This is a genomic window from bacterium, assembly GCA_041649255.1.
In the GTDB taxonomy this organism is placed as follows: domain Bacteria; phylum Hydrothermota; class UBA3073; order JACQXS01; family JAQTXJ01; genus JAQTXJ01.
This window is the reverse complement of sequence record JBAZNK010000002.1, coordinates 66,286-90,998: the sequence shown is the minus strand read 5'-3', so window position 1 is coordinate 90,998 and position 24,713 is coordinate 66,286. Positions and strand designations below refer to the sequence as shown.

Annotated in this window: 24 protein-coding genes; all 24 read left to right on the top strand. The window is 36.4% G+C overall.

All coding sequences use genetic code 11. The features are described from left to right. Positions 1-175 precede the first annotated feature (175 nt). The 24 genes from WC614_01865 (at position 176) to WC614_01750 (ending at position 24,691) form a co-directional block, all read left to right on the top strand. A complete protein-coding gene (locus tag WC614_01865; GenBank protein MFA5031742.1) occupies positions 176-988 on the top strand; it encodes a UbiA family prenyltransferase in 813 nt (270 codons plus the stop codon). A gap of 90 nt (positions 989-1,078) precedes the next feature. Next, a complete protein-coding gene (locus WC614_01860; GenBank protein ID MFA5031741.1) occupies positions 1,079-1,648 on the top strand; it encodes an N-acetyltransferase in 570 nt (189 codons plus the stop codon). 169 nt (positions 1,649-1,817) lie between these two features. Then, positions 1,818-3,989: a T9SS type A sorting domain-containing protein gene (locus tag WC614_01855; GenBank protein ID MFA5031740.1), complete on the top strand. Its 2,172-nt coding sequence runs from the start codon at positions 1,818-1,820 to the stop codon at positions 3,987-3,989. 308 nt (positions 3,990-4,297) lie between these two features. Beyond that, positions 4,298-5,242 (top strand): serine hydrolase, encoded by a 945-nt coding sequence (locus WC614_01850; GenBank protein ID MFA5031739.1) that lies wholly within the window; start codon positions 4,298-4,300, stop codon positions 5,240-5,242. A gap of 535 nt (positions 5,243-5,777) precedes the next feature. Then, positions 5,778-6,719: a hypothetical protein gene (locus WC614_01845; GenBank protein MFA5031738.1), complete on the top strand. Its 942-nt coding sequence runs from the start codon at positions 5,778-5,780 to the stop codon at positions 6,717-6,719. A 252-nt stretch (positions 6,720-6,971) separates the two neighbouring features. Then, positions 6,972-7,460 (top strand): NYN domain-containing protein, encoded by a 489-nt coding sequence (locus tag WC614_01840; protein ID MFA5031737.1) that lies wholly within the window; start codon positions 6,972-6,974, stop codon positions 7,458-7,460. 284 nt (positions 7,461-7,744) lie between these two features. After that, positions 7,745-9,268 carry an NAD(P)H-hydrate dehydratase gene (locus WC614_01835; GenBank protein MFA5031736.1) on the top strand — a complete coding sequence of 508 codons (1,524 nt, stop codon included), beginning with the start codon at positions 7,745-7,747 and terminating at the stop codon, positions 9,266-9,268. Between the two features lie 113 nt (positions 9,269-9,381). After that, positions 9,382-9,873 carry a 2-amino-4-hydroxy-6-hydroxymethyldihydropteridine diphosphokinase gene (gene folK, locus WC614_01830; protein MFA5031735.1) on the top strand — a complete coding sequence of 164 codons (492 nt, stop codon included), beginning with the start codon at positions 9,382-9,384 and terminating at the stop codon, positions 9,871-9,873. Beyond that, positions 9,866-10,624: a class I SAM-dependent methyltransferase gene (locus tag WC614_01825; GenBank protein ID MFA5031734.1), complete on the top strand. Its 759-nt coding sequence runs from the start codon at positions 9,866-9,868 to the stop codon at positions 10,622-10,624. Before folK ends, WC614_01825 begins: the two co-directional genes overlap by 8 nt. A 7-nt stretch (positions 10,625-10,631) precedes the next feature. Beyond that, the gene (locus WC614_01820; GenBank protein ID MFA5031733.1) at positions 10,632-11,651 is read left to right on the top strand and encodes a phosphotransferase; all 1,020 of its coding nucleotides are present in this window, start codon (positions 10,632-10,634) and stop codon (positions 11,649-11,651) included. Continuing rightward, positions 11,648-12,340 (top strand): HAD family hydrolase, encoded by a 693-nt coding sequence (locus WC614_01815; GenBank protein MFA5031732.1) that lies wholly within the window; start codon positions 11,648-11,650, stop codon positions 12,338-12,340. Before WC614_01820 ends, WC614_01815 begins: the two co-directional genes overlap by 4 nt. A gap of 57 nt (positions 12,341-12,397) precedes the next feature. Next, the gene (locus WC614_01810) at positions 12,398-12,793 is read left to right on the top strand and encodes a hypothetical protein (protein ID MFA5031731.1); all 396 of its coding nucleotides are present in this window, start codon (positions 12,398-12,400) and stop codon (positions 12,791-12,793) included. After that, the gene (locus WC614_01805) at positions 12,768-13,463 is read left to right on the top strand and encodes a hypothetical protein (protein MFA5031730.1); all 696 of its coding nucleotides are present in this window, start codon (positions 12,768-12,770) and stop codon (positions 13,461-13,463) included. Before WC614_01810 ends, WC614_01805 begins: the two co-directional genes overlap by 26 nt. A 477-nt stretch (positions 13,464-13,940) precedes the next feature. Continuing rightward, a complete protein-coding gene (locus tag WC614_01800) occupies positions 13,941-15,728 on the top strand; it encodes an ABC transporter ATP-binding protein (GenBank protein MFA5031729.1) in 1,788 nt (595 codons plus the stop codon). Positions 15,729-15,812: 84 nt separating this feature from the next. Continuing rightward, positions 15,813-16,604, top strand: a complete 792-nt coding sequence (locus tag WC614_01795) for a class I SAM-dependent methyltransferase (protein ID MFA5031728.1) — start codon at positions 15,813-15,815, stop codon at positions 16,602-16,604. A 57-nt stretch (positions 16,605-16,661) separates the two neighbouring features. After that, positions 16,662-17,297, top strand: coding sequence for a hypothetical protein (locus WC614_01790; GenBank protein MFA5031727.1), 636 nt, complete (start codon positions 16,662-16,664; stop codon positions 17,295-17,297). 57 nt (positions 17,298-17,354) lie between these two features. Continuing rightward, entirely contained in the window at positions 17,355-19,100 is a 1,746-nt protein-coding gene (locus WC614_01785; protein ID MFA5031726.1) for a metallophosphoesterase, read from the top strand. A gap of 33 nt (positions 19,101-19,133) precedes the next feature. Then, positions 19,134-19,928 (top strand): sugar phosphate isomerase/epimerase family protein, encoded by a 795-nt coding sequence (locus WC614_01780; GenBank protein MFA5031725.1) that lies wholly within the window; start codon positions 19,134-19,136, stop codon positions 19,926-19,928. A gap of 40 nt (positions 19,929-19,968) precedes the next feature. After that, a complete protein-coding gene (locus WC614_01775) occupies positions 19,969-20,967 on the top strand; it encodes a hypothetical protein (protein ID MFA5031724.1) in 999 nt (332 codons plus the stop codon). A gap of 13 nt (positions 20,968-20,980) precedes the next feature. Continuing rightward, complete coding sequence (locus WC614_01770) at positions 20,981-22,090, top strand: hypothetical protein (GenBank protein ID MFA5031723.1); 1,110 nt, start codon at positions 20,981-20,983, stop codon at positions 22,088-22,090. Continuing rightward, on the top strand, positions 22,087-22,851 hold the full coding sequence (locus tag WC614_01765; GenBank protein ID MFA5031722.1) for a class I SAM-dependent methyltransferase: 765 nt from the start codon (positions 22,087-22,089) through the stop codon (positions 22,849-22,851). Before WC614_01770 ends, WC614_01765 begins: the two co-directional genes overlap by 4 nt. Positions 22,852-22,864: 13 nt before the next feature. Next, on the top strand, positions 22,865-23,449 hold the full coding sequence (locus tag WC614_01760) for a GNAT family N-acetyltransferase (protein ID MFA5031721.1): 585 nt from the start codon (positions 22,865-22,867) through the stop codon (positions 23,447-23,449). Between the two features lie 18 nt (positions 23,450-23,467). After that, positions 23,468-23,866, top strand: a complete 399-nt coding sequence (locus WC614_01755; GenBank protein ID MFA5031720.1) for a GNAT family N-acetyltransferase — start codon at positions 23,468-23,470, stop codon at positions 23,864-23,866. A 27-nt stretch (positions 23,867-23,893) separates the two neighbouring features. Next, on the top strand, positions 23,894-24,691 hold the full coding sequence (locus WC614_01750) for a class I SAM-dependent methyltransferase (GenBank protein ID MFA5031719.1): 798 nt from the start codon (positions 23,894-23,896) through the stop codon (positions 24,689-24,691). The last annotated feature ends 22 nt before the right edge of the window (positions 24,692-24,713 follow it).

Here is a 24,713-nt window from a genome sequence, read left to right as displayed (position 1 = left end):
TTGCAGAACTCTTTTCTATTTGTTAGTTTTTTAACTCAAAAATTTTCTTTGTTTTTCTCTCCTCTGCGTACTCTGCGACTCTGCGGTGAATATTTCTCTGCTTTTCTTCCGTTTTTTGTTTGCCACAAAAAATTCATTGACATATATGGATTTTCATTAAAAATAACACATTAATATGACCATTATCAGACCCCTAAACGGATTAATCGGAGCTGTATCCGTTTTTATTGGCGCACTCCTTACTCATACCCCCCTTAACCCCGTTCAAGTCCTGTTTGCCTGTTTAGTGTGCTTTTTTATAATAAGCGCAGGAAACGTCCTCAACGATTATGCAGATATAGAAATAGATAAAATAAATAAACCTAAAACCCTAATCGCATCCGGAAAATTAAAACCTAATCAGGCATTGGGAATAAGTATAATATTATTCATAATCGGACTTGTCCTTAGTATAGAACTATCTTCACCTATGTTTCTTGTTGCCCTTTCAACTTCTTTACTGCTTTTCCTGTACAACTTTAACTTAAAAAAAGCAGGCATCTCCGGAAATTTACTCGTAGCTTTTCTTGGCGGGTTGCCTTTCGTTTATGGAGGAGTGTTACAAAACAACTGGACGGCAACTATCCCGCCGTTTTTATTTGCTTTTTTACTGCACCTCGCAAGGGAATTATTAAAAGACATCCAGGATATTAACGGAGATAAAGTCGGAAACGCAGTCTCGTTCCCAATAAAATACGGAATAAAACCATCCATTCGTCTAACTGTCTCAATACTAATAATACTTATTTTATTTACGCCTATCCCCTTTCTCTTGAATTTATACGGGTTTGCTTACCTTATAACCGTTATATTATTTATTGATATACCGATTATATTTTTAATTTATAAAGTATTAAAAAACAATTCTTTTGTCCCAACTGCCTGTAACATCCTTAAATTCAATATGTTAATAGGATTGGTAGTTCTGGCTTTAGGATATTACAAATAAAGGATTTGACTTTTTTACATAAATATATATTATTTACTTATTGAAATCGGATATAAAGAACATATAAACAAATAAAAAAAGGGAGGCACAATGAATTACTTCGTTCATCCAACTGCAATCATAGATGAAGGTGCAGAAATTGGAGAAGGCTCAAGAATATGGCATTTTTCACACGTAATGAAAGGCGCCAAAATAGGTAAAGACTGTTTGTTAAGTCAGAACTGTTTTATCGCTCCGAATGCAATACTGGGAAACGGCGTAAAATTAGAAAACAACGTATCCGTATATGCGCTTGTTACACTTGAAGATTATGTATTTTGCGGTCCATCAATGGTGTTCACAAACGACTTAAATCCCCGTTCAAAATATCCAAAAGGCGGGAAATGGGTTCCTACACTTGTTAAATACGGTGCATCACTTGGTGCAAATTGTACTGTAGTTTGCGGGAATACGATTGGCAGATGCGCAATGGTAGGTTCAGGCGCAGTCGTAACAAAAGACATCCCCGATTACGCAATAGTCGTAGGCGCTCCTGCCCGTATAATAGGCTGGATGTGCGAATGCGGAGCCAAATTGGAATTCAAAGACGGCAAAGCTCATTGTGATAAATGTGGTCGAAACTACAAGAAAACAGATAATAAATGTGAAGAAGTAAAGTAATTCACAAGGGTGGATGGAGTGACGTTTAGTTGGAGTTTTTGACGTAAGGAAGATTATAGCGACTCTTGTCCCGATTTATAGGGACTTATAGGTCGCTATCCCGCTAGCGGGACTCCAACTTATCCAGCTCTGCTGGGCATCCCCATCTACAAACTAAAGCGGACAAAAGATGAAAAGATATTTGATTTTATTTTCTGTTTTTTCCCTTACCGCAATCTCCTCCAATTCCTTTGCTCAACATGCAGGCTGGACTAGTTATAATGCAGATGGGCAATTTATTACGGCCATTGCTGCTAAGGGGAATGATTTATGGATTGGGACCAAGGGTGGACTTGTAAAAATGAACAAAACTACCGGGGAAATGATATTTTATAATACCTCAAATTCGGGGTTGCCCTATAAGAGTGTTTCTGCTCTTGCAATAGAAGGGACGACTGGCGATCTCTGGATTGGTATTGGTAATTACCCTGATTATGGACTTGTAAGGTTTGATGGCACTACATGGACTGTGTATAATAAAACAAATTCTGGTTTGCCTCATAATGAAGTCACCGCTCTTGCAATAGAAGGGAGTAATATCTGGATTGTCACCCCTGGTGGGCTTACGAAGTTTGACGGGACGAACTGGACTACCTATAATTCCGGATTACCTTCTAACATTATCTATGATATTGCACTAGAAGGAAGTAATATCTGGGTTACTACTTATCACACTGGACTTACAAAGTTTGATGGCACCAACTGGACTACGTTTAACACCTCAAATTCAGGGTTGCCTTCTAATGACATATCTGATATTGCAACAGAAGGGAATAATATATGGATTGGCATTTATGACGATGGACTTGTGAAGTTTGACGGGACTAATTGGACTATATTCAACGACTCAAATTCCGGGTTGCCGTCTAATGGTGTTTTTACTCTTGAGACAGAAGGAAGCAATGTTTGGCTTGGTACTTATGGTGGAATTGCAAAGTTTGACGGCACCAACTGGACTGTCTATGATACCTCAAATTCCGGGTTATCTTCTAACTATGTTAGCACTCTTTTGATAGAACAAAATAACATCTGGGCTAGTATTTTAAGTATACCACCTTATTATTATGTTGATAGTCTTGTACAATTTGACGGTACCAAATGGAGTACCTTCTCTACCGCAAATTCCGGTTTACTTTCTAACGATATCTGGGCTATTGCAATAGAAGGTGGTAATAAATGGATTGCCACTACTGGTGGTCTTTCGAAGTTTGACGGCACTAACTGGACTACCTATGACACCTCAAATTCCGGATTACCTTGTAATGACATATCTGATATTGCAACAGAAGGGAATAATATATGGATTGGAACTTATTATAGTGGTCTTACGAAGTTTGACGGTGTAAACTGGACCGTCTTCAATGCCTCAAATTCCGGTTTGCCTGATAACAGCGTTTCTGCTCTTGCAATAGAAGGAAATAATATATGGATTGGTACTGGTGAGGGTCTTGCGAAGTTTGATGGCACTAACTGGACTGTCTATGATACTTCAAATTCAGGTTTGCCTTTTAACATTGTCTATGCTCTTGCAGTAGAAGGAAGTAATAAATGGATTGGTACTTATGGTGGACTTGCAAAATTTGACGGAACAAACTGGACTATTTATAACACCTCAAATTCAGGTTTACCTGGTAATGATGTCCTTGCCCTCGGGATAGAAGAGAATAATATATGGATTGGCACTGGGTATGTTGGTCTTGCGAAATTTGACGGCACTAACTGGACTGTCTATAATAAATCAAATTCCGGTTTGCCTTCTAACATTGTATATGCTCTTGCAGTAGAAGGAAGTAATAAATGGATTGGTACTTATGGTGGACTTGCAAAATTTGACGGAACTAACTGGACAGTTTATAATACTTCAAATTCAGGTTTGCCTTATAATGAAATCTGGTCTCTCGCAATAGAAGGAAATAATATCTGGGTTGGAACTTATGATGTTAATGGCTATTTTGGTGGTCTTGCAGTATATAATACCACAGGGATAGAGGAACAGTCAAATTTGGATTTTGGACTTCGGAATGCGGAATTAAAAATACTGAGGAATCCGTTTATTAAATCAACAGTAATTACTTATACTATTCCTCCTAATTCCTCTTCTCCCAATAACTATTACACTAATACACTATTAACTATTTATGACCTTTCCGGCCGTTGCGTTAAAACTTTAATCAATGAACAAAAACCTGCAGGCACTTACACCACAACTCTCTCCGCAAACACCCTCAAAACAGGCGTTTACTTTCTAACCCTCTCCACCGGCTTCTCCAAAACAACAAAGAAGATTACGATTATAAAATAAATAATTTTCTGCTTTTCTTCTTTCATGCTTTCGTGGTAAATTCTTTTTCCTTCTCTGTGCCCTCTATTTCCTCTCTGTGTTCTCAATTTATTTTCCTAATATCCTTTTATACTTCTCTGTATTCTGTTCTCCGTGTTCTCTGTGGTTTGATTTTGTTTCTGTTCTTTGCGTCCTTGGCGTCTCTGCGGTGAAAATTCCATTGTGGCTAAAAAAAATATAAAAAAATATTAAAGTTTTCTATTTTTTCTACGATAATAATAGAAAGATAAATTGACATATTAAAATAATTATTTTAACATATTTTTTGTATGCTTAAAAGTAAACTCAATATTTGTATATTGGCGAGTGTTACTTTTATTATCCCTAAAGTTTTTCCTTTCTCGGGAAATCTGCCCATAAAAGAACCTGGTGTCGTAGAAATTCCAACATATACTCACCTCACAAAAAAAATAGACCCCGATTGCGAACGTGCAGTTCAATCAATGGAAAAATCTATTAAAGCCGGTTTAGCTTTTGACATCACAACAGGGGAAATCTTCTGGGAACATAACAGTAAAAAAGAATGTGAAATCGCTTCGTTAACCAAAATTATGGTAGAACTCCTGGCTATGGAAAAATTGGAAGCAAAAGCAGTAACCCTTGACGATATGGTTCCTGTCACACAAGAAGCAAGTTGTATAAGGGGAACACGCGTATGCTTAAAAAAAGGTGAGATGTTTCCTCTTGAATCCCTGTTAAGGGCAGCTCTTGTTTTCTCGGCGAATGATGCTTCCCATCTTGCAGGTTATTACATCGGCGGATGCTCACAAGAGAAATTCATCAAAATGATGAACAAGAGATCTCGTGAACTTGGAATGTCACATACTAAATACTGGAATATGACAGGGCTTCCTCCCAAAAAACATAAATACGAAGCAAATATTTCCAACTGTATGGACCTCGCGACCGTTTCTTTACAGCTATTAAAATACCCTTGTATAAGAGAATGGATGTGCACGAAATCATTCTCTTTTCGCAAAGATGCAAAGATGAAACGCTCAACAAACACTTTAATGAGAAACTGCGACCTTGTTGATGGAATGAAAACAGGTTTCTATCCTAATGCCGGTTGGAACATAGTAGCTACATCCCTCTGCGGAGAACGTAAAATAATGGTAATTATACTCGGCGCAAAATCAAGAAAAACCCGCGACGATATCGCAAGAAAAATTATCCAGTACGAAAAACCTTCCAACTTGATGGCCGGCAAATAACCCCTCTTAGTTTTTATCTCTTTTATTCTCTTACAATCCCTGTTGAAAATTTCTGTTTCCTGTATTTTTTTTCTCGTGTAAATCGTGTGGAATCTTGTGGTTTCAATTTTTTATTTTCTCTTACTCTTTTTAATTCGTGCTTATTCACGCCTGCCTGCCGAAGGCATGGTTAATTCACGGTAGAAAGCCCTTGAAGCTTTAGCAATTAGAGATTCCTATCCAGCTATGATGGGATAAATATCTTTCTTAATCTGAGTAAATCTGCGTCCAAAAATTCGTTTCTTTTCTCTGTGGTCTCCTCTTTTTATTAGTTTCTTCAACCCAAAAACTTTTCTTTTCCTCTGTGTTTTCTGTGGTTCCCCCCCCACTCAAAAATGATAAAAACCCTGTATCAAATATGACACAAACCACTCTATGGTTATAAAGTTTTATCAAAACAGCAAATCTCTTTTCCATCTATACAAAAGGAATTCCGTCAATCAAACATAAAATGTCACGGTGTTTGCTATATACCTTTTGCAGGAGGAAAAAGAAAATGAAAAAACTATCAACCATAAAAATCTCGAAAGAGATAAAAGAGGAAAAGGAGGGTAAGATGAAAAGAATCTTACAAACAAGTTTAGGCGTAGGCTTCTATTTTTACGTATTAGCCACTGTCCTAACGGTAGTTGGTTGTGGAAGGAATAAAGTAACAGATGAAGAAGCAGTTGAGTCCATTGTCCGTTCTTCAGAATGGTTTCAGTGCACATCATACCAGGAAAATGACTCTTCGGCAACTACTCAGAGCAAAGGCAAAGGCGATGCACTCGGAGATACTTTATTCTGGTGGAGAAGCGTTCCCGATACAGGCAGACATTATAACGTTAACGTACAAGTATCAGGAGATTCAGCTTATGTTAGCTGGACACTTACCAGCAATGGCAAATTCAACATTATAGGGAAAAAGAACGGTAGTGATTGGTGGGCAGGAGCAAAACCTCTGGAAGAAGTATTAACAAGAAACGCAATTTTCTTAAGAACAGGAAACAGAAGCAACAGAAACAAGGGATGGGAATTGAAACAGATATCCAAAATATACGGTTATTCTCAACCCACACATACAGTAAGAATAGACAGTATAAGAATACAGTCGGTAACTTATCCGGATACAATCTTAAAAGACCCGTTAACATCCGTTCTTAAAATGGACAGGATTATGAAGTTTTCCCCCGAAGAAAGCGTAACCGTTACATTATACACGAATACAAGCAACGGTGAAGCATATCTTCATGTCTTTGAACCGATCTTCCCATACCATTTGAGAATACTGATGAAAAATAACGGGGACGGAAGTTATACCAATGCTCAGAAATGGTGTATACAGACGATCCCATCCGTAAGGCACGCAGTGTTCGACCTTATCAATGTCAATACCATACACGACACGGAATATGCTTATGATTGTGATGATTGGTTCTATCCTTACTCAAATAAGTAAAAGAAACTAACTCTTCAGGGGCAGTCCGCTTTGCGGTCTGCCCCTTTTCTTTTGCAATGGGTGGGTCGGGGCAACTGCCCCGACTAAAAAAATCCGTGCAAATCCCTGCCTACCGGAAGGCAGACGTGTCTGTTATCCGTGGCTAATTTATTTTTGTTCTTTTTCTTCTCTGCGAACTCTGCGACTCTGCGGTGAAAATGTTTCTCTTATCTGTTCTTGACATTTATAATTTAATATTTACAATCCATAGAAATGCATTTCATACTCGACGGCTACAACATAATCTTCAAACTATCCTCTTTATTCAACAGCCCTAACATCAAAAACAGCAGGGTTAAACTTATTCACTATATCAGAATAAAAAGCCCGCAGGGTAGTCATAGAAACCCCGTAACCATTGTGTTTGACTCTTCCCAACTCATAACCGATTACCCCATACCTTCCGGCATTGAAGTGAAATTCGCAAATAAAATCAGCGCAGACGATTATATTATAAAACTAATAGAAAAATCCCCTACTCCCAAAATGATAACTCTTGTAACCGATGACAGGGAATTACAGCTCCGCGCAAAAACATTGGATGCTTCTTATATAGGAGTCGAAGACTTCTTTGCGCCCAAAATGACACATAAACCAAAAGGTACTTCAAAACCATCACTTTCCGCAACTGATATGAGAGAAATCAATTCGGAATTATTGGCAAAAGAAAGACCGCAAACTACAAAAAAAAGATTTTTATAAACTATGAAGAAAATAAACCACAATTTATTCCTGCCCGCACCAGGGAGTGAAACCTCTCTCATTTGTCATTCTGAGTGTAACGATTACAAACCCTTAATTTATTTAGGGCTTTGTTATCCAGAAGCGGAGCGTAGCGAAGAATCTCTCTGTTATTTGTTTTCTTTAATCTGTGGGAATCGTGTGATTAGTTGGACTTTGCGACGTAGAAGCATTAGTCCAACTTATCCTGCTCTGCTGGAAATCTCGTGGTTTTAATTTGTATTTAATACAGGAGGCAAACTAAAATGAAACTCCTTACATCCGAACAAATGCGTAATATAGACAAAAAAGCCATTGAAAAACTTGGCATCCCGGGAACGGTCCTTATGGAAAATGCCGGAGTTAAATTATTTGAAATCATTCACGAAGAGTTTCATCATACAAAAAACCCGCGTATAGCCATAATCTGCGGAAAAGGCAATAACGGCGGAGATGGCTTTGTTCTTGCCAGACACCTCTTAAATAATAATGTGTATACCGATGTTTTTCTGCTCGGCAATTCCAATGAAGTAAAAGGTGATGCAAAAATTAACCTTGATATACTTCTAAAATCAGGGCACAAAGTCACAGAAATAACCAATGAAAAACAAATACCCTCATTAAAAAACTACGACTTGCTCGTTGATGCAATATTCGGGACCGGTTTTACAGGAAAAATAACCGGAATAGCAGAAAAAATCATTACCGCTATGAATAACTCAGACATCCCAATATTTTCAGTAGATGTTCCTTCGGGATTAAATGCCAACGACGGCAGCGTCCATGGAGTCTGCGTAAAAGCTTCGTTCACGGCAACAATGTGTCTTCCAAAACGCGGGTTAGTTTTATATCCCGGTAAAGATTATACCGGGGATGTTTATATAATCGATATAGGCGTCCCGCCGGAATTATTTGCCGACATTGACACGAACATAATTGAACCCGACGATATTAAAAAAATATTCCCCGTTCGTTCTGACAATTCAAACAAAGGCAGTTTCGGTAAAGTATTTATTCTCGCAGGCTCCAAAGGTATGACAGGCGCGCCTGCTCTTACATCCCTGAGCGCGTTAAAAATAGGCGCAGGGCTTGTAAGACTCGGCATCCCCGAATCATTAAACGACATCGTAAAATATCTCGCGAAAGAAGTAATAACCGTATCTTTACCTGATACATCCGAAGGCAAATTCTCAATCAAAGCAAAAGATAAAATACTAAAAGAAATTTCCAACGCAACCGTAGTAGTAATAGGCCCGGGATTATCCGTTTCTAAGGAAATTAAAGAATTACTTTTATCAGTATTGCCGAAGATTCATGTTCCGCTTATAATAGATGCAGACGGGTTAAATAATTTGTCTTTGTCAGACATAAAGAAACTTACCTGTCCCGTAATCATAACACCTCATCCGGGAGAATTATCAAGACTGATTAACTTACCGATTGCGGACATTCAGGCAAAACGAATTGATATCGCTTCCACGGTAGTTAAGGATTCCAATATCACTTTAGTTCTAAAAGGAGCGCCTACCGTAATAGCCTATAAAAAAGAAACTTATTTAAATCCCGTATATAATTCCGCTCTTGCCAAAGCAGGAACGGGAGACGTATTAACAGGGGTAATTGCAGGGTTACTGGCACAAAAACTCACTCCCGTAAATGCGGCAAAAGTCGGAGTATGGGTGCACGCGAACGCCGCAGAAATAATGAGCAAGAAATCTACAAAATATTCCGTTCTTGCAAGCGATATAATAAAAGCTATCCCTTTGACAATAAAAAATATTATCACATAATTTCTATTATCCGTGGACAATACGGCAGAAAACTCTCTATTTTGTCATTCTGAACGAAGTGAAGAATCTATTTGTGGTAAAACACCTATCTTTATGTTTGATAGTAATTTAAGATGAATAAAATATATTTAGGAATCGGTTCGAACCTTGGCGACAGGCTCGCTAACATCAAAACCGCAATTAAAGAATTATCTTCTTTTTTAGAGATAGAAAAATCTTCTTCTATATACGAAACTTCTCCCTGGGGCTATAAAAAACAACCCGATTTCCTGAATTGTGTGGTTTACGGGAAAACATCTCTAAAACCATTAGAATTATTAGAAAAACTGCAATCCGTTGAAAAACAATTAAAAAAAGACCCAAAAAAAGAAAAATTCGGACCTCGTACTATAGATATGGACATTTTATTTTATAATGACGAATCAATTATCTTCCCTAATATTGTAATTCCTCATCCGTTATTGCATCTCAGAAAGTTTGTTCTTGTCCCGATGAATGAACTTAATTCCGGTTTCATACATCCTATATTAAAAAGAACTATATCCGTATTATTACACGACCTGAAAAGCGATGAAACCTGCAAGGAGGTAAAATCCGATGGATAAATACAAAACAGACGACATCATAAAACGATGGGACATTCACGCCGAAGAATATGCTTCTTATTGTTCAAAATATGGAGATCGCAACAAAGAAGTGTTATTAACGCCCACATTTTTGAAGATGATAGGAGATGTTAGTTCAAAAAGAGTACTCGATGCCGGGTGTGGTGAAGGATTTCTTAGCCGACTTCTTGCAGAGCGTGGAGCTTCTGTCACAGCAGTAGATTATTCAAAAGGATTAGTAGAAATAGCCCGTAAAAGGACTCCGGAAGGTATTAATATTGATTACCGTCATGAGAACCTCGAACATCTTAATTCATTGACAAATGATTTTTTTGATACGGTTGTATCCTGTTGCGCCGTGCAAGACGTCCTCGATTACAAATCTGCAATCAAAGAATTGTCCCGTGTATTAAAAACAAGAGGAACATTTATTTTAGCTATTCCACATCCCTGTTTTTCTTCTGATGGAAGTTGGGTTCGGGACACGGATAATAAAAAACTCTACTGGAAAACGGATAACTATTTTTTTGAACGCGAATACAATTTCTGGGCAAAAACCCGGGAGAACAATCCCATTACTTTTCATCGGACAATAACGAGTTATTTCAAAACACTAACTGAAGCGGGATTTCTTATTCGAGAACTTATTGAGCCATTCCCTTCAAAAGAAAGTATTGAGAAATACCCTAATTTTAAGGATGATTTGAGAATGAGTCATTTTTTAATACTAAAGCTAATAAAGAGTTCTTAACTAAAATATGGCAAAAAGAAAATTTCCGGAAGATACAATGATGAAGGTTATTAAAGAATACAGTTCTTCCAAAACGGCTGGGATTAAGTGTAAATTAGAAGCTACAAATCTTGCATTTCAAGTAAAAATTGATAAAAAACTATACGCATTACGGCAATTTAACCGTTATATGAATGCCAAAGACTTAAGTATGCAGTTCCTACTGGCAAAATTAATAAACACTTCCGGTCTTAAGACTCCGCGTCCTGTCCTTACAAGAAATGGTAAAGAATTTGTCAAAGTAGATGATAGGTTGTGGGCTTTATTTCCTTGGTGTAATGGACAAGCAGGTGGAAAGGAAAAACTGGGAGATCTAAAAATTCTTGTTTCGACGCAAGGCAAATGGGTTGAATGTTCTACAACTTTAAATTCGCATCCGGAGTTAAAACCTATTATAAAAAGCGCCAAAAAGTTTCGCCGTCGAAAGTCCTGGGCATGGGTAGTACCTTTAGATAAGGTTCCGGAATTTGCAAAAGAGCATCCTGTAATTCGTAAAATTCCTACAGGGAAACATCACAAGATTTTATCAAGTCTATTGCCTGAACTACAATCTAATATATGTGAATTCGAGGAGTTACTTAAGAAACATCGCATCCACGAATTACCTCATATTGTTACCCATGGTGATTTCTGGGCAAGTAATATTGTAATATCCGGGAAAGAAGCCGTAATACTGGATATGGATTGCTATTCTTTTGAACCAAGAATTACGGACTTTGCAAAAGCAGCTAATTTTTATTATAAGGAGCATAGTAACTCCGAAAACGCAAGTCTGTTTAAGGAATTTCAAAAATATGCAAAGCTTAGCAAAGAAGAAATAGAAACACTACCTTTATTGATGTGTGCGCATGATTTGTATTATGCTGTAGGACATTTATTTTTAGGAGACCTTCCTTCTATAAGAGCTATAAAGCTTGAAATGAAAGCCGCACAGCGTTATAAAAAAGAACACGGTAAAATATTAAATATATTTTTGGGGAAACAATGAAAACAGTTAAGGATTTCGTTTCATTAAAAAGAGCAATTCTTTTTGACCTTTTCCATACATTGACTTCCCTTGAGTCAAAATGGGGACAATATACTTCTGACTTTTTAGGGATTGATAGAGAAGTATGGACTCGAGAATTAACGGAAAAATCCCGCTATAGACTTTCCGGGGAAGAAAAAGATCCGTTTACTCTGGTAAAAAGACTGGCTCATTCGATTAACCCAAATATTCCTCTGGATTTAATTCAGAAAGCCACAAACAACAGGCTAAAAAGATTTGAAAACGCTTTAATTAATATTCCTGATAACACAAAATACACATTAAAAAAGTTAAAAGAAATGAATAAAATAATCGGGCTGATAAGCAACGCAGACGTATCCGAAATGGCGGGATGGAACAAATCACCAATAGTTCCTTACTTTGACAAGGTAATATTTTCCTGCGATGTCGGATTTGTAAAACCCGAGAAAGAAATATACGAATATGCCTTTAGAGAATTGAATATAACCCCTGAAGAATCCGTTTTTATAGGAGACGGCGGTTCGAACGAATTATACGGCGCAAAACAGGTCGGGTTGTCGACTATTATGATAACGGGAATTATGAAAGAACTATGGCCAGATAGAATCGATTCCATAAAAGTCAACGCCGATTACGTAATCGAAAACATTAATGAGTTAGTTGATTAATATAGAATTAATACATAAAAAACACTACGGTATAGGGGAAATGTTAATTCAATAGTAATGAAAATGATAAGAAAATATATTATCTTGTTTTTATTATTGGTTGTTGCTTCAGGGTGTGACACTCCCAGTGTTTCATATAAGACAGGGAAGATATCTCTTTTATTTATCAACGAATTAAACGAAGAGGTTCTTATTAAGAATAAAAATGGGGATGTAGGATTTATTGGAGTTTTCGTGTTGTCTAAACAACAATATCTATGGCAGTGGCAGGACTCAATAGAAATAAGAGGTGGGCCTGTTGAGCCGGGTTATACATTTAATTTTCAAACTATATTTAGTTTTTTTACAGCAGGAGATTCTAATAACTTTGATAAATATGTAGGCGAAGATACATTCAATGTTGGAATAAATAAAGAAGGATACGAATATGCAGATACTTGTTATATTAAGTAGTTTTTTAATCTCAAAAGAGCCGGGTAAATGGAATATAGAACCTTACTATTATTCTTCTATTAAAACCAATATGTCTTCTATTTCTTTTCCTTTTAATATTTCATCAGAATTTCCATTACAGAAGGCAGGAGTAAAATTTCTAAGAGCGATGTTTGCAGATGAAGATAAAGAGCATTCTTTTGATGAAATAACCACTGCATTATTTAGTTGTGCCCCCTCATTAAATTTTTATTTTGGTAATAGCAGGAGAAGCATCTCCAATATTTATGGATACCCGGCATTTACTGAAGTATCGCTGAAGGTGGCTTCTATCGGATTAGGATTTTCGTTTTTAATACCTTGCAAAGGGAACCTATATCTTGAGATTGCTGAAGACCCTAGTTTTGCTGTAGGAACTTACGATTTACGAATAAACATAATTAGAGATGGAAAAGAAGTAAATTTATATAAAGGAAAACAAAATAGCTGGATAGGTTTTTTGGACGGAATAATCTCTTTAGGATATAAATTACCTTTTGGAGTAGTCTTGTTGAGTGCAGAAATAGAAAAAGGCGGCATAAACTTCCCATTTGTATACAATGACCCTATAAATAACGATTCTAACCATTCAACTTTTGATGGGATAAAAATAGGATTAAAAATAAGGAGATATGCCTTTACTTTATGGTAATTAAAATCAGAGTGGAACCGTAGCGCGACCTTTTAAGGTCGCTTCTTTTATATCCTCAATGGGTAGGTCGGGGCAACTGCCCCGACTAAAAAATCCGTGTTTATCCTGTTAATCTGCGATAGAAAATTTTTTTCTCTGCGCCCTCCATTTTTTTAGTTGGACTTTGCGACGTAGGAGCATTAGACCAACTTATCCAGCTCAGCTTGGTTCTCTGTGGTCTCTGTGGTTTGATTATCTGTCACTATAAGTTACTACTCTTACTCTTATATTTGCCGTCATTATTTTCTTGACAAATCTTTCAGATATAAATAAAGTGATAGCGAGGTAAAGATATTTGATTAAAATGTAAAGCATAATGATTATATCCAATAAACTTCCTATAAAGGAGAGTGTCTATGCTTAGGTAGACATTAATGACTACTACAGGCCATTCGCACTCTCCATGGGAGTGTCGGATGGCTTTTTTATTTTAAACTTATGGCAAAAATGGAAGAGAAAGAAAAAATTGATTTTAAGTACAACTTTAAGTTGTACTGGAGTTTCGTAAAGAAACAAAAACTGCTTTTTGCGAGCATATTAGTACTTATATTGCTGATAGAATCCTCAGCACTGGTGGATAAGTTTTTGTTTAAGGCTTTGATAGACAAAGGTGCCGAATTCCTTTCACACACTCTTGATTTGCCGGGTTTTACTCAAACCCTAATCTTTATTGCAATATGTTATATAGGGATTACCTTGTTCAAAGTCTTCGCTAAAATAACACACCTCGGCTTTATAAACAAACTTGAAGTCAGGATGATTGCGGACGTAAAAAGAAAGTTTTTCAATCATCTCGTCCATATGGATTATAATTTTCATACGACTAACAGGACGGGAAGCCTGATTTCAAAACTTACAAGAATAGGCGGAGCCGTTGAAGGAATGACTGACTCAATTGTTTTTAATTTTACCCCCCTGTTTCTTCAACTTACAATTTCAATACTCTCATTGGTATATTTCAACTGGATATCGGGAGTCGTTACATTCATAACTATGATAGTGTTCATTTCTTACAGTTTTTTCATTCAAAGACTGCAGGAAAAAGCAAACGTAGCATCAAACCTGGCGGAAGATAGTGAACGGGCAAACATTTCCGACGTATTTACCAATATCGAATCCGTCAAATGTTTTGGCAAAGAAAGTTTCGTAAAAAACAAATATATCGAAATAAGCGAAAATACGAAAGAAAAAACACTGAGATTCTGGAATTATTTCAGGTTTCTTGATTCGGTACAAAGCTTGATACTCGGGTTGGGCACGTTTTTCTTAATTTATTTTACGATAACCGATTTTATTGCAGGTAAGTGCACAACAGGAACGCTGGTTTTCGTTTATTCCGTATTCAGTTCTTTATTCGGCAACCTGTTCGGTTTTGTATGGGGAATACGAAGTTTTTACAGATCAATGGCAGACTTTGAATCCCTTTTCAGATTCGGGAAATTGGAAAACGCAATAAAAGATGCTCCCGGCGCAAAAGAACTTGAAATAACAAAAGGCGCAATCGAATTCAAAAACGTTAATTTCAAATATGGAGAAAGAACTATATTAAAAGACTTTAACTTGAAAGTACCTAAGAAAAAGAAAATTGCATTGGTAGGACATTCGGGCGCAGGTAAAACAACCGTAGTAAAACTGCTTTACAGGCTATACGACATAAACTCGGGAGAAATAACCATTGACGGTACGAACATAAATAGCGTCAAACAGGAATCCCTGCGTGATGAGATGAGCATTGTTCCGCAGGAATGTGTTCTTTTTAATGATACGATTTACAATAACATAAAGTTTTCAAAACCGGATGCAACCAGGGAAGAAGTAATGAAAGCCATCGGTTTCGCGCAGTTGGACAAAATTATACAAGGGTTTCCTAAAAAGGAAGATACGATAGTCGGTGAACGTGGAGTTAAACTGTCAGGCGGGGAAAAACAGAGAGTTTCTATTGCACGCGCTATTCTGGCAGATAAGAAAATACTAATTCTTGACGAAGCGACATCATCTCTTGATTCGGAGACGGAATATGAAATACAAAAAGATTTAAAGAACCTGTTAAAAGGGAGGACTTCGGTCGTTATCGCCCACAGGTTATCAACGATTATGAGCGCGGACGAAATAATCGTAATAGAAAAAGGTAAAGTAGTCCAGAAAGGCACTCATACGGAATTGATAAAACAGGAAGGCTCTTATAAGAAACTCTGGAATATGCAAAAAGGCGGGTATATTAAGTAAGGATATTTCCTCAAAAAATAACTTGCAAAGATGAAATTAAAAAATATATTAGGAAAAGAATAGCTTTGATAAAGGAGAGGTTTTATGAAAAACAAGGGAACTAAAACATTTGCTCAGATAATGATAGAAAGAGCCAGAACTCTGTATCAAGAACCTGATATTCTGGCACATTTTTCCAACCCGGACAGGAATATTAACAGAAAAGGGCTTTGTGGTTGGGAGTTATCACTTTGTAAGGAATATATTCAGGAAAACGGACATATTCTTGTTGCCGGCTGTGCCGGAGGGCAGGAATCTTTTGCTTTTCTCAGAGCCGGCTATCAGGTGACAGGTGTAGACATCGTTCCTGAGTTTATAGAAGCTGCACGAAAGCAAGCTCATAAAAAAGGCTTCAAAGACAGGGCAAGATTTGAATTGGTGAATGACTTTCACTGGCCTGTTAGAGATAGTGCGTGTGATGCTGTATCTATGTTAGCTAACTTTCTAACGTATTTGCCATCACGTGACATCAGAAAAACAGTATTTAAAGAATGCTTTCGAGTTTTGAAACCGGGTGGTGTTGTTATGATGCAAGGAGCGGATAGGACACATCCAAATATAAATCTTAAAAGACCCAAATGGGAACCAAAGCGTATAGAAAATCTAAAAAAGAAACAAGAATGGAACCTTATGAAAGAAAAAGGCGTGGAGGTAAAACTTTACCATCCTTGCAAGGGAGATGTTAATGCGAAGACTTTGGTCCCAAATTATTCAGTAGACCCACGAGAAATTTGGGAAGAAGTTGAAAAATGTAATTTGCGTATCATACGGTTTCAGGGAGAACAGAATCCTGAATCACGATTTGCGTTTGTTACTCTGGTAGCCGTGAAAGATTGAGTGAACCTACTATCCGCAAAAATGGGGATGCAGGCATAATTTAAGAGAGGTGAAACTATGTTTGGAATTTGCCCGAATTGTGGGAAATATAGTGAAGACAAGGAAGTTATTCCTGACGGGTCATTTCTTATATGTCCTTTCTGTAACTACAGGCAGAAATTTCTCAGAATGCCTTTACTCGTTATAACCGGTGCAAGTGGGACAGGTAAATCTTCAGCTTACAAGGAACTTTTATATTCGGATAAGAAACCGAATGCCATTATGTTGGAGGGTGACCTTTTATGGCGAAAAGGGTTTGCGGATGCAGAAGGTGGGATTCCGGAGTATCGGAATGTATGGTTATTAGTTTGTTCTCATATTTCACAAAATAAACTGCCTGTAGCCTTATTTTTAAGTATAAGTCCGGGAGAGTTTGAAAAATGCCCTAATAGAAAATATTTTTCTGAAATACATTATTTGGCATTGGTTTGTAGAAATGAAGAGCTTAAAGATAGGTTGTATAAAAGAGAACTCTGGCGTTTTCCTGAGGAAAGGGATAAACAAATACAAGTTCATCTTGATTGGAATCAGTCATTCTTGAAAGATTTTTATAAAAAACAATACTCCGTAGATGTTTTGGATAATTCCGATATTACTGTTCAGGATACTATTCTTAAAATTACCGGATGGATAAACAGCAAAATAAAGTGTTGAGAGGAAACAGTTTTACAAGTATACGTATAATTTTATTAAAAATATAAAGGAGGATGTATGAAAAGATATGTTTTATCTGTAAAAGTTTTATTGGTTTTGTTGTTAAGTTTGAACGTTGGGTATGCGGCTAAACAGGTAGTAACAAACAACGAATCTCCTGTTCGTTTTGCAATTATCGGTGACCGCGCAGGTCAGATTATGCCGGGTATATATGACGAAATTGTCAAAGAAGTTGAAAGGGTAAAACCCGATTTTGTAATTACAGTGGGAGATATGATAGAAGGGGATAACAAGGATAATGAATGGAAAGAATATAAGAAAATAATATCTCCTCTTTCAATGCCTATTTATTTTACACCGGGTAATCATGATATTCGTGACGACACAACTTGCAGGATATATGAAAATCAAATCGGCAAACCATACTATTCTTTTGATTATAAGAACCTACACTTTATTTTTCTTGATAATAGTCGCTGGGAATCCACCGTAGAACTCCCCAAAGAACAGATTGACTGGCTAACTAAAGATTTACAAGAACATCAAAAAGCCGATTATACTTTTGCTTTTTTTCATAAACCCCTCTGGATTGAAACCATATTTAACGGCAAAACGGATACATTACACAGTTTATTCCGTAATTATGGAGTTGATGCGGTGTTTAACGGACATTTACATTCTTATTTTAGCGGAAAACTTGATAACATTCTTTATACTATCGTAGGAAGTTCTGGCGGCGCTTGTGCCCCCGGACCAACCGGTTTGGAATATCATTTTACATGGGTAACCGTTGATAAAAATGGAATTTCAATTGCCCCGGTAAAAATAGGTAGTGTGTTGCCATGGGAAGAAGTTACAATAAAAGAAGGCATATTTATGGATACAATAGCAGTTGCAGGACTTACATTCAGGAACTCTTTATCGGCAAGTGAAAATGTTCCCATTTCTGATACCATAATTGTAAAACTGACTAATTTAAGTCCCGATTGTGTTCTTGAGGATACGCTACAATGGAAAATACCGGAAGGATGGTCTGTAACACCTAAGAGTCTTTTGGTAAAGATTTCGGCAAAAGATAGCTCCATATTAAAATTCAGTATTAAAAACAAAAGCAAAAAGCTTTACCCTGTTCCACAGGCTTCCATTAATTTTCCTTATGCTAAAGGCAAAAAGTATGGCGTTACAAAACCTTTGTCTATTACCCGTAAAGCATATGCTAATCGGGCAAAAACCTCACCTGTTATGGATGCCAAATTATCCGAATCTATATGGCGAAAACCTGCTTCATTGCTTTTTTCTGCTGATGGAAACCCGATGAAGATAGATTCTACATATTTCTATTTTTCTTATGATGACAGTAACCTTTATGTTGCTGCACATTGTAAAGAATCCCAAATGGATTCCATTTTTGCTACTGCAGTGAAACAAGATGACGCTGTTTATGCAGAGGATTGCATAGGTTTCTTTTTATGCCCGGACCCGTCAAAAGGTATAGTTTACCAGATTTATTTTAATCCTCTTGGAACGGCTTTTGACCAAAAAATATCAACAGACAATAATGGGGGAATTAAAGGTATTGATAGAAATTGGAATGGAAATTATGAAGTAAAGGCAACAAAAGGGAATAATTTTTGGGTTGTAGAAGCACGTATTCCGCTCAACCAATTTGAAGTATCAGGCAAAAATGGACAAGAATGGAGACTGAACTTCAGACGTAAGCAAAAAAGAATGGATAATGCCGGTGATTGGCAAGTCCCAATAAGTTATGACCCAAATACATACGGAATCCTTATTATGAAGTAAGCAGTAAAAACAAAGAAGAGTGGAGGAAAGAAAATGTTATCTATAGGGACTACTTTTAATTACGATATACCATTAAAAACACAATTGCCTATGATAAAGGCAGCCGGATTTACACATATTTCCTTGGGAGGAGGCAATCTCGAACATTCCGGGTATTTAAACATAACCGGACAAAGAAATCTTAAAGAAATGATACAGGATTCGGGACTGAAAATTTGCTCTATTCATGCTCCGTTCAAGGATGTTGATGTTTCCTCTCCCGAGAAAAGTATTTCATTAAATGCTATGGATTTACTTAAAAGGTGTATAGATTCTGCTTTGTTTTTGGGAGCAAAAACGATTATATTTCATCCTGTTTCTATTTCAAGGGTTGATTCTATTGAAGATAGAAAAGAAATCCTTCTTAAACAGGTTTATTCTTTGCTTGAATATATAGGGAAAAAAGATATACAATTAGCCATTGAAAACCTGCCATCCGGACTAATAAACGATTTAGTTTATTTCTCGCTGGATAGAATAGACAACTCTAAATATGGCTTATGTTATGATTCGTCCCATGATAATCTTTTATCCGAACCTCTTACAATTTTGGGCAAATACGGGAATAGGTTATTTACTACTCATATTTCCGACAACAGAGGCGAAAAAGATGACCATATCCTGCCTTTTGAGGGGACATTTAAGTGGGATGAATTTACTAAGGTTTTTCACAAGATAGGATTTGAAGGCATTTTTCTTCTCGAGGTAGAAATGCGAAGGTCGGCTTTTCAAAAACCACAGGAGTTTTTGAATGAAGCTTTTAAAAGGGCGCAAATATTATTGAAATAAGCTAATAAGTTGTAAACGATAGAAAAAATAATATTAACAAATGAATATAGAACGGTTAGTGGATAAGCATATTTGCTTACTTAATACAGAAAACCCGGTAGAATCACCAGAAGTACAGAAATGGCTTCTGGAACAGGGTTTTTCCCTTATAATCACCGTAGGGGATTACGATTGCACCTTTAGTTGGGGACTTGATACAAAATTAAGACACTATCAATGTAGTTTTTCTGACTATAAAAATCCCACAAAAAGGGATTTACAGGATTTAAATGAATATTGTCTTTATGAGTTAGTTCATGGGCGAAAAGTACCAATTTGGTTTGAGGACTCAAAAATTCGCAACATTGTTGCCGATTCAATACGTACATTTTTTCATCCCGGAATTGACAATCTCGATGCATTTATCCAGAAGGCTATGAAGACACAACGCGATCGAAGACTTGTCCTACCTGAAGTAGAGAAGCTTACCAGATGTCGTTTCTGCACTGCGGAAGGATGTCTAACTGATATGCTATGTCATGGCACGTCTGTAGAAACTGCGAAAAAGATACTTGCTTCAGGATGTATTCTATCCGCCTGTAAAGCTCTTAATATGCCGGGTGAATTTTTAGCAAATGGTCCACGAAATGCTGCCGGGGATCCGTCTGATTACTTTGAATATATTATGTTTACTGCAGGAAATTGTCCTTCTCCGGACAAAGTTGTGTATGAGCGAATTATTGGAAGAGTTCCGACATGGGAAGAGTTTGAAGAAAACTTTCAACCTGCTGTTAAGTTTTTCTTTCGCACTATTGATTTAACTAATCATCCTGAGTTTTGCTGCGATGGGCTTCATATGGTAAAAATCCATAATCAGCTAGATTTAGAACCATTGCTTGTTATGCTTCTTATCCCTGAAGGATTACCAAAGTCTTCCGAATTGATAAAATTAGCAGAAGAAAAAAATATTATTACGAAAGTTATTTTTCGAAATTTTTCCGGATATACTCCAAAAACATGGGCTCATATGGCTTATTTGGAAGCAAAGCAACTAAAATAAATTGTAAATACCAATGAAAAAAGAATGGTGTAAAGAGAATTACGAAAAAAGTATCACAAGCCGGGCATGGAATTCAACTCCATATGATGCCGGTTGGGATAAAAGTAAGAAATATGGCGAAGATATTCCTTCATCTATTGAATTAAAAGCGATATTTGAGGAAGAAGTTGCTATTGGTAAGATTCCAAATTGGGCATCCGAAATATTAAATAGAATGATAAAACATTTGCCTCCCTGTGGGCATTATACGTTTCCAAACCCTTTAATGCAGGTTTGCGAGGCTATTAAAAAAGAAACCTGTCCTGAATTTATTTATGGATGTTATACGGCTGACTCTAAACGGAAAACTTTGATGTCTTATTATGTATATTGTCTTGATGCGTGGCTTAAAAATGCGCCTCTTGATATAGCTAAAGCCGAACTCGCTATGCGAGATAACCTTGGCAAAGATTGGGATAGTATTATTACAGCGATTTATGCTACTTTAGGGAAACCTTCGGAGCAGAAGATACTTCTTGTGACGAGATTGATACATAGACTCCGTTGGTGGATAAAAACGCTTATATGGTCGGATGATAAGAGAAATCGTTATATGTTAGACGTTTATTCCGGTGATATATGTGGAGATGAAACAAACTGGAGCGCGTATGGAAACTCTCCTTTTGGGGACCCGTATTTTGCAGAATTGGAGTTACCGGAAATAAAGAAACTTAGAGCAAAGATTTGTAAAAAAGTATCTGATGGCAAGAATCTATTGGATAATACCGAACAAATCTGGTTATGCGCGCCAAAAGTATTCAGGCATCTTGAAAAGGTTATCATAAAAATCGGGAATCTTAATTCAAAGAATATTCCCAAAAAGAAAGGCATACTCCAATGCGAAGACACATATCCAAATATCTTATCTTGTAATAAATGGCACTCTTCTTTTATGTCTTCCCTATCGGGTTGGCTTAAAGGCGATTCTAAAGCTTTGAATGAACTTGGAAAAATAACTCCCGTTAAGCACTGGCTTGCAAGGATACTACGACATAAACTACAACTTTTAGAAAAACATGATAATCTTGGCAAATTACTTGGGACCAAACCATCAGGGAAAAGAGATAAAAAAGGAGAAAAATGAAAAAGGATATTGAATATTATAAAAGAAATATGGAAATAGGAAGCGACCTGATTGCGAAGGAATATAAAATACGAGATAATTTTCTATTAGGACAACCTTTTTATTTGGACTTATTGAATTATATTGTTGATATTTTCAAGGTGATATTGCCGCCGAAATCTCATATATTAGAGGTGTCTTGTGGAACCGGGATATTGGCAGAAATGCTCTTGAAAGAATTAGATGATATTTCAATTGATGTTACTGATATTTCTAAAGAAACACTAAAGATAGTAAGGGAAAAGACGGAAAGATTCGGTAATAGAATACGGTTTTTGAAAAAAGATAATTCGGATTGTTCCTTTTCAGGTAAATACGACGCAATTTATACTACTGATGCAATGAGATTGTCTTTTGTAGATTATTCTAAGTTATACCTGAATTTTTATAACATTTTGAAAAAAAATGGGGTAATACTCATAGGAGAGGATGCATTACCCATAAGACGAACCAGTAAATTGTTAATGATAGGCGATATGATAAACGATACCAAAACAAAAGACAATTCAACTAAACCCTGGCGTGAATTTACTTCCCGTAAAGAATGGGTTGAGAAAGTTAATGGAAAAGACATACTGAAAGTAGTGAAATATTATTCGGCTGAATGCCATATTGCTAAACTTAAAAAAGCAGGGTTTAATGAAGCTAAAATGATATATCAAAAGTATAATCAGCTTATTATAGCAGGTCTCAAAGGCAAATTATCATTCCGTGAAACATAAAAAGCAGCTAAATATGGAAGATAAAATGATAAAAATAATACCGATACAACCGAGTCAATTAAACGAATACTCAAAGATATCCGGTGCTTTTAAAGTTTCTAGTATTTTAAGAATTAATCATTTAGAAAATGGTTTAGGTGGAATAAAAATTTATGAAGAAAACACAGCTAATCCACTTATTAAAGATTATGATAACTACGAAAAGCCAATAGAATGGAAAGATAAATGGAATCTTGAAAACTGGGGATTATTCATAGCAAAAAATGATAGAAACGAAACAATAGGTGGAGTTGTTATCGCATATGACACTCCTGAATTATGTATGCTTGAAGGTCGGAAAGATTTGACAGTTCTATGGGATATTAGAGTTCAACCTGAATATAGAGGAAAAGGAATAGGGAAATTATTGTTTAATAAAGCAGTAGAGTATACAAAAGAAAGAAATTGTAAACGTATTAAAATAGAAACGCAAAATAACAATGTAGACGCATGTAAGTTTTATAGTAAACAAGGATGCTATTTGGAAGGAATACATTATGGTGTTTACAAGGAATGTCCTGATGAAATTCAATTGTTATGGTACAAAAGGATAAACTAAATTAAAAGGAGACAAGCTATGGATTTACGATTTGAGAAGAATCCCGGGCTAAAAGCTGAACAGGTTGCTGATTTGCGAAAATCCGTTGGGTGGGATAGCAGGGTTGAAAAATATAAGAAAATTCTTGGGAATACTTATTTTTGCGCAGTGTGTTTTTCAGAGGACAAATTAGTAGGATATATAGATGTGGTAAGTGATAAAATTGATGATGCGTATGTAAGGGATTTAATGGTTCATCCTGATTATCAGCGTCGAAATATTGGAACAAAGTTACTCAATATGGTTATTGAGCAAGTTAAATCAGATGGTATAAAAATGATAAATACTATTTTCGACCCGGAACTTACCAGATTTTATAAAAAGGTGGGATTTACGATAATGTCCGGCGGGGTGATAGATTTTGAAAATGACAATTAAGGTTTTTATTCCAGAGGGAAGGAATATATGAAAATTATTAAAGACCAGCGGGAATATTCTCCCCATTTATATGACTTAAGTAATGCAGTTGATGATATCGAATTCTACCTGTCGCAAATTGACAAAAAGATTCATAATGTCCTGGAATTAGGCTGTGGGACAGGAAGAGTACTTATTCCATTAGCAAAAAAAGAAGTAAACATAACAGGAATTGATTACTCCCCGGCGATGATTACGGAGTGCTTACGGAAAATAAAAGAACAAGAATTAACCGGAAAAGCAAATGCTATTATGGGAGATATTTGTGATTTTCAATTGGATAAGACTTTTGATATGATTATTGCTTCTTTCCGTGTTATACAAGCGCTTGAAACTATTGAAGAACTTAATAACTGTTTAGATTGTATTAAAAAACATCTATCTACGGGAGGGTTTTGTATCTTAAACGCGTTCAATCCGTCTCTTTTAAAAGAAGAAATGGAGAAATCGTGGCGAAAAGAGGGAGAAACATTCTGCTGGGAAAAAATTGACTCTGAGACAGGACATAAAATAATACATTTTGATGAAAGACAAAAAATAGACCCTGCAAATCAGGTTTTATACCCTACAATGATATATAGGGTATATGATGGGGACAAGTTGATAAATGAGGTAAGACAGGACATTGTTATGAAGTATTATTATCCTGAGGAATTTGAATCAATCATATTAAATGCAGGGTTTGAGATTCAGGAAAAATACGGTGGGTATCACGGTGAGAAGTATGGTCAAGGGAAGGAACTAGTGATAAAGTTCATCCGTGAAGGGCCGCGAATAAAAAATTAAATACAAGACAGAATTGAAAAGA

Bases quoted from the DNA above. Each gene is read 5' to 3' on its own strand.
- WC614_01785 (MFA5031726.1), top strand. From the start codon at position 17,355: ATGAAAAGATATGTTTTATCTGTAAAAGTTTTATTGGTTTTGTTGTTA.
- WC614_01850 (MFA5031739.1), top strand. From the start codon at position 4,298: ATGCTTAAAAGTAAACTCAATATTTGTATATTGGCGAGTGTTACTTTT.
- WC614_01815 (MFA5031732.1), top strand. From the start codon at position 11,648: ATGAAAACAGTTAAGGATTTCGTTTCATTAAAAAGAGCAATTCTTTTT.
- WC614_01840 (MFA5031737.1), top strand. From the start codon at position 6,972: ATGCATTTCATACTCGACGGCTACAACATAATCTTCAAACTATCCTCT.
- WC614_01755 (MFA5031720.1), top strand. From the start codon at position 23,468: ATGGATTTACGATTTGAGAAGAATCCCGGGCTAAAAGCTGAACAGGTT.
- WC614_01790 (MFA5031727.1), top strand. From the start codon at position 16,662: ATGTTTGGAATTTGCCCGAATTGTGGGAAATATAGTGAAGACAAGGAA.
- WC614_01805 (MFA5031730.1), top strand. From the start codon at position 12,768: ATGCAGATACTTGTTATATTAAGTAGTTTTTTAATCTCAAAAGAGCCG.
- WC614_01800 (MFA5031729.1), top strand. From the start codon at position 13,941: ATGGCAAAAATGGAAGAGAAAGAAAAAATTGATTTTAAGTACAACTTT.
- WC614_01825 (MFA5031734.1), top strand. From the start codon at position 9,866: ATGGATAAATACAAAACAGACGACATCATAAAACGATGGGACATTCAC.
- WC614_01855 (MFA5031740.1), top strand. From the start codon at position 1,818: ATGAAAAGATATTTGATTTTATTTTCTGTTTTTTCCCTTACCGCAATC.
- WC614_01765 (MFA5031722.1), top strand. From the start codon at position 22,087: ATGAAAAAGGATATTGAATATTATAAAAGAAATATGGAAATAGGAAGC.
- WC614_01810 (MFA5031731.1), top strand. From the start codon at position 12,398: ATGAAAATGATAAGAAAATATATTATCTTGTTTTTATTATTGGTTGTT.
- WC614_01760 (MFA5031721.1), top strand. From the start codon at position 22,865: ATGGAAGATAAAATGATAAAAATAATACCGATACAACCGAGTCAATTA.
- WC614_01775 (MFA5031724.1), top strand. From the start codon at position 19,969: ATGAATATAGAACGGTTAGTGGATAAGCATATTTGCTTACTTAATACA.
- WC614_01835 (MFA5031736.1), top strand. From the start codon at position 7,745: ATGAAACTCCTTACATCCGAACAAATGCGTAATATAGACAAAAAAGCC.
- WC614_01820 (MFA5031733.1), top strand. From the start codon at position 10,632: ATGGCAAAAAGAAAATTTCCGGAAGATACAATGATGAAGGTTATTAAA.
- WC614_01860 (MFA5031741.1), top strand. From the start codon at position 1,079: ATGAATTACTTCGTTCATCCAACTGCAATCATAGATGAAGGTGCAGAA.
- WC614_01795 (MFA5031728.1), top strand. From the start codon at position 15,813: ATGAAAAACAAGGGAACTAAAACATTTGCTCAGATAATGATAGAAAGA.
- WC614_01780 (MFA5031725.1), top strand. From the start codon at position 19,134: ATGTTATCTATAGGGACTACTTTTAATTACGATATACCATTAAAAACA.
- folK (MFA5031735.1), top strand. From the start codon at position 9,382: ATGAATAAAATATATTTAGGAATCGGTTCGAACCTTGGCGACAGGCTC.
- WC614_01865 (MFA5031742.1), top strand. From the start codon at position 176: ATGACCATTATCAGACCCCTAAACGGATTAATCGGAGCTGTATCCGTT.
- WC614_01750 (MFA5031719.1), top strand. From the start codon at position 23,894: ATGAAAATTATTAAAGACCAGCGGGAATATTCTCCCCATTTATATGAC.
- WC614_01845 (MFA5031738.1), top strand. From the start codon at position 5,778: ATGAAAAAACTATCAACCATAAAAATCTCGAAAGAGATAAAAGAGGAA.
- WC614_01770 (MFA5031723.1), top strand. From the start codon at position 20,981: ATGAAAAAAGAATGGTGTAAAGAGAATTACGAAAAAAGTATCACAAGC.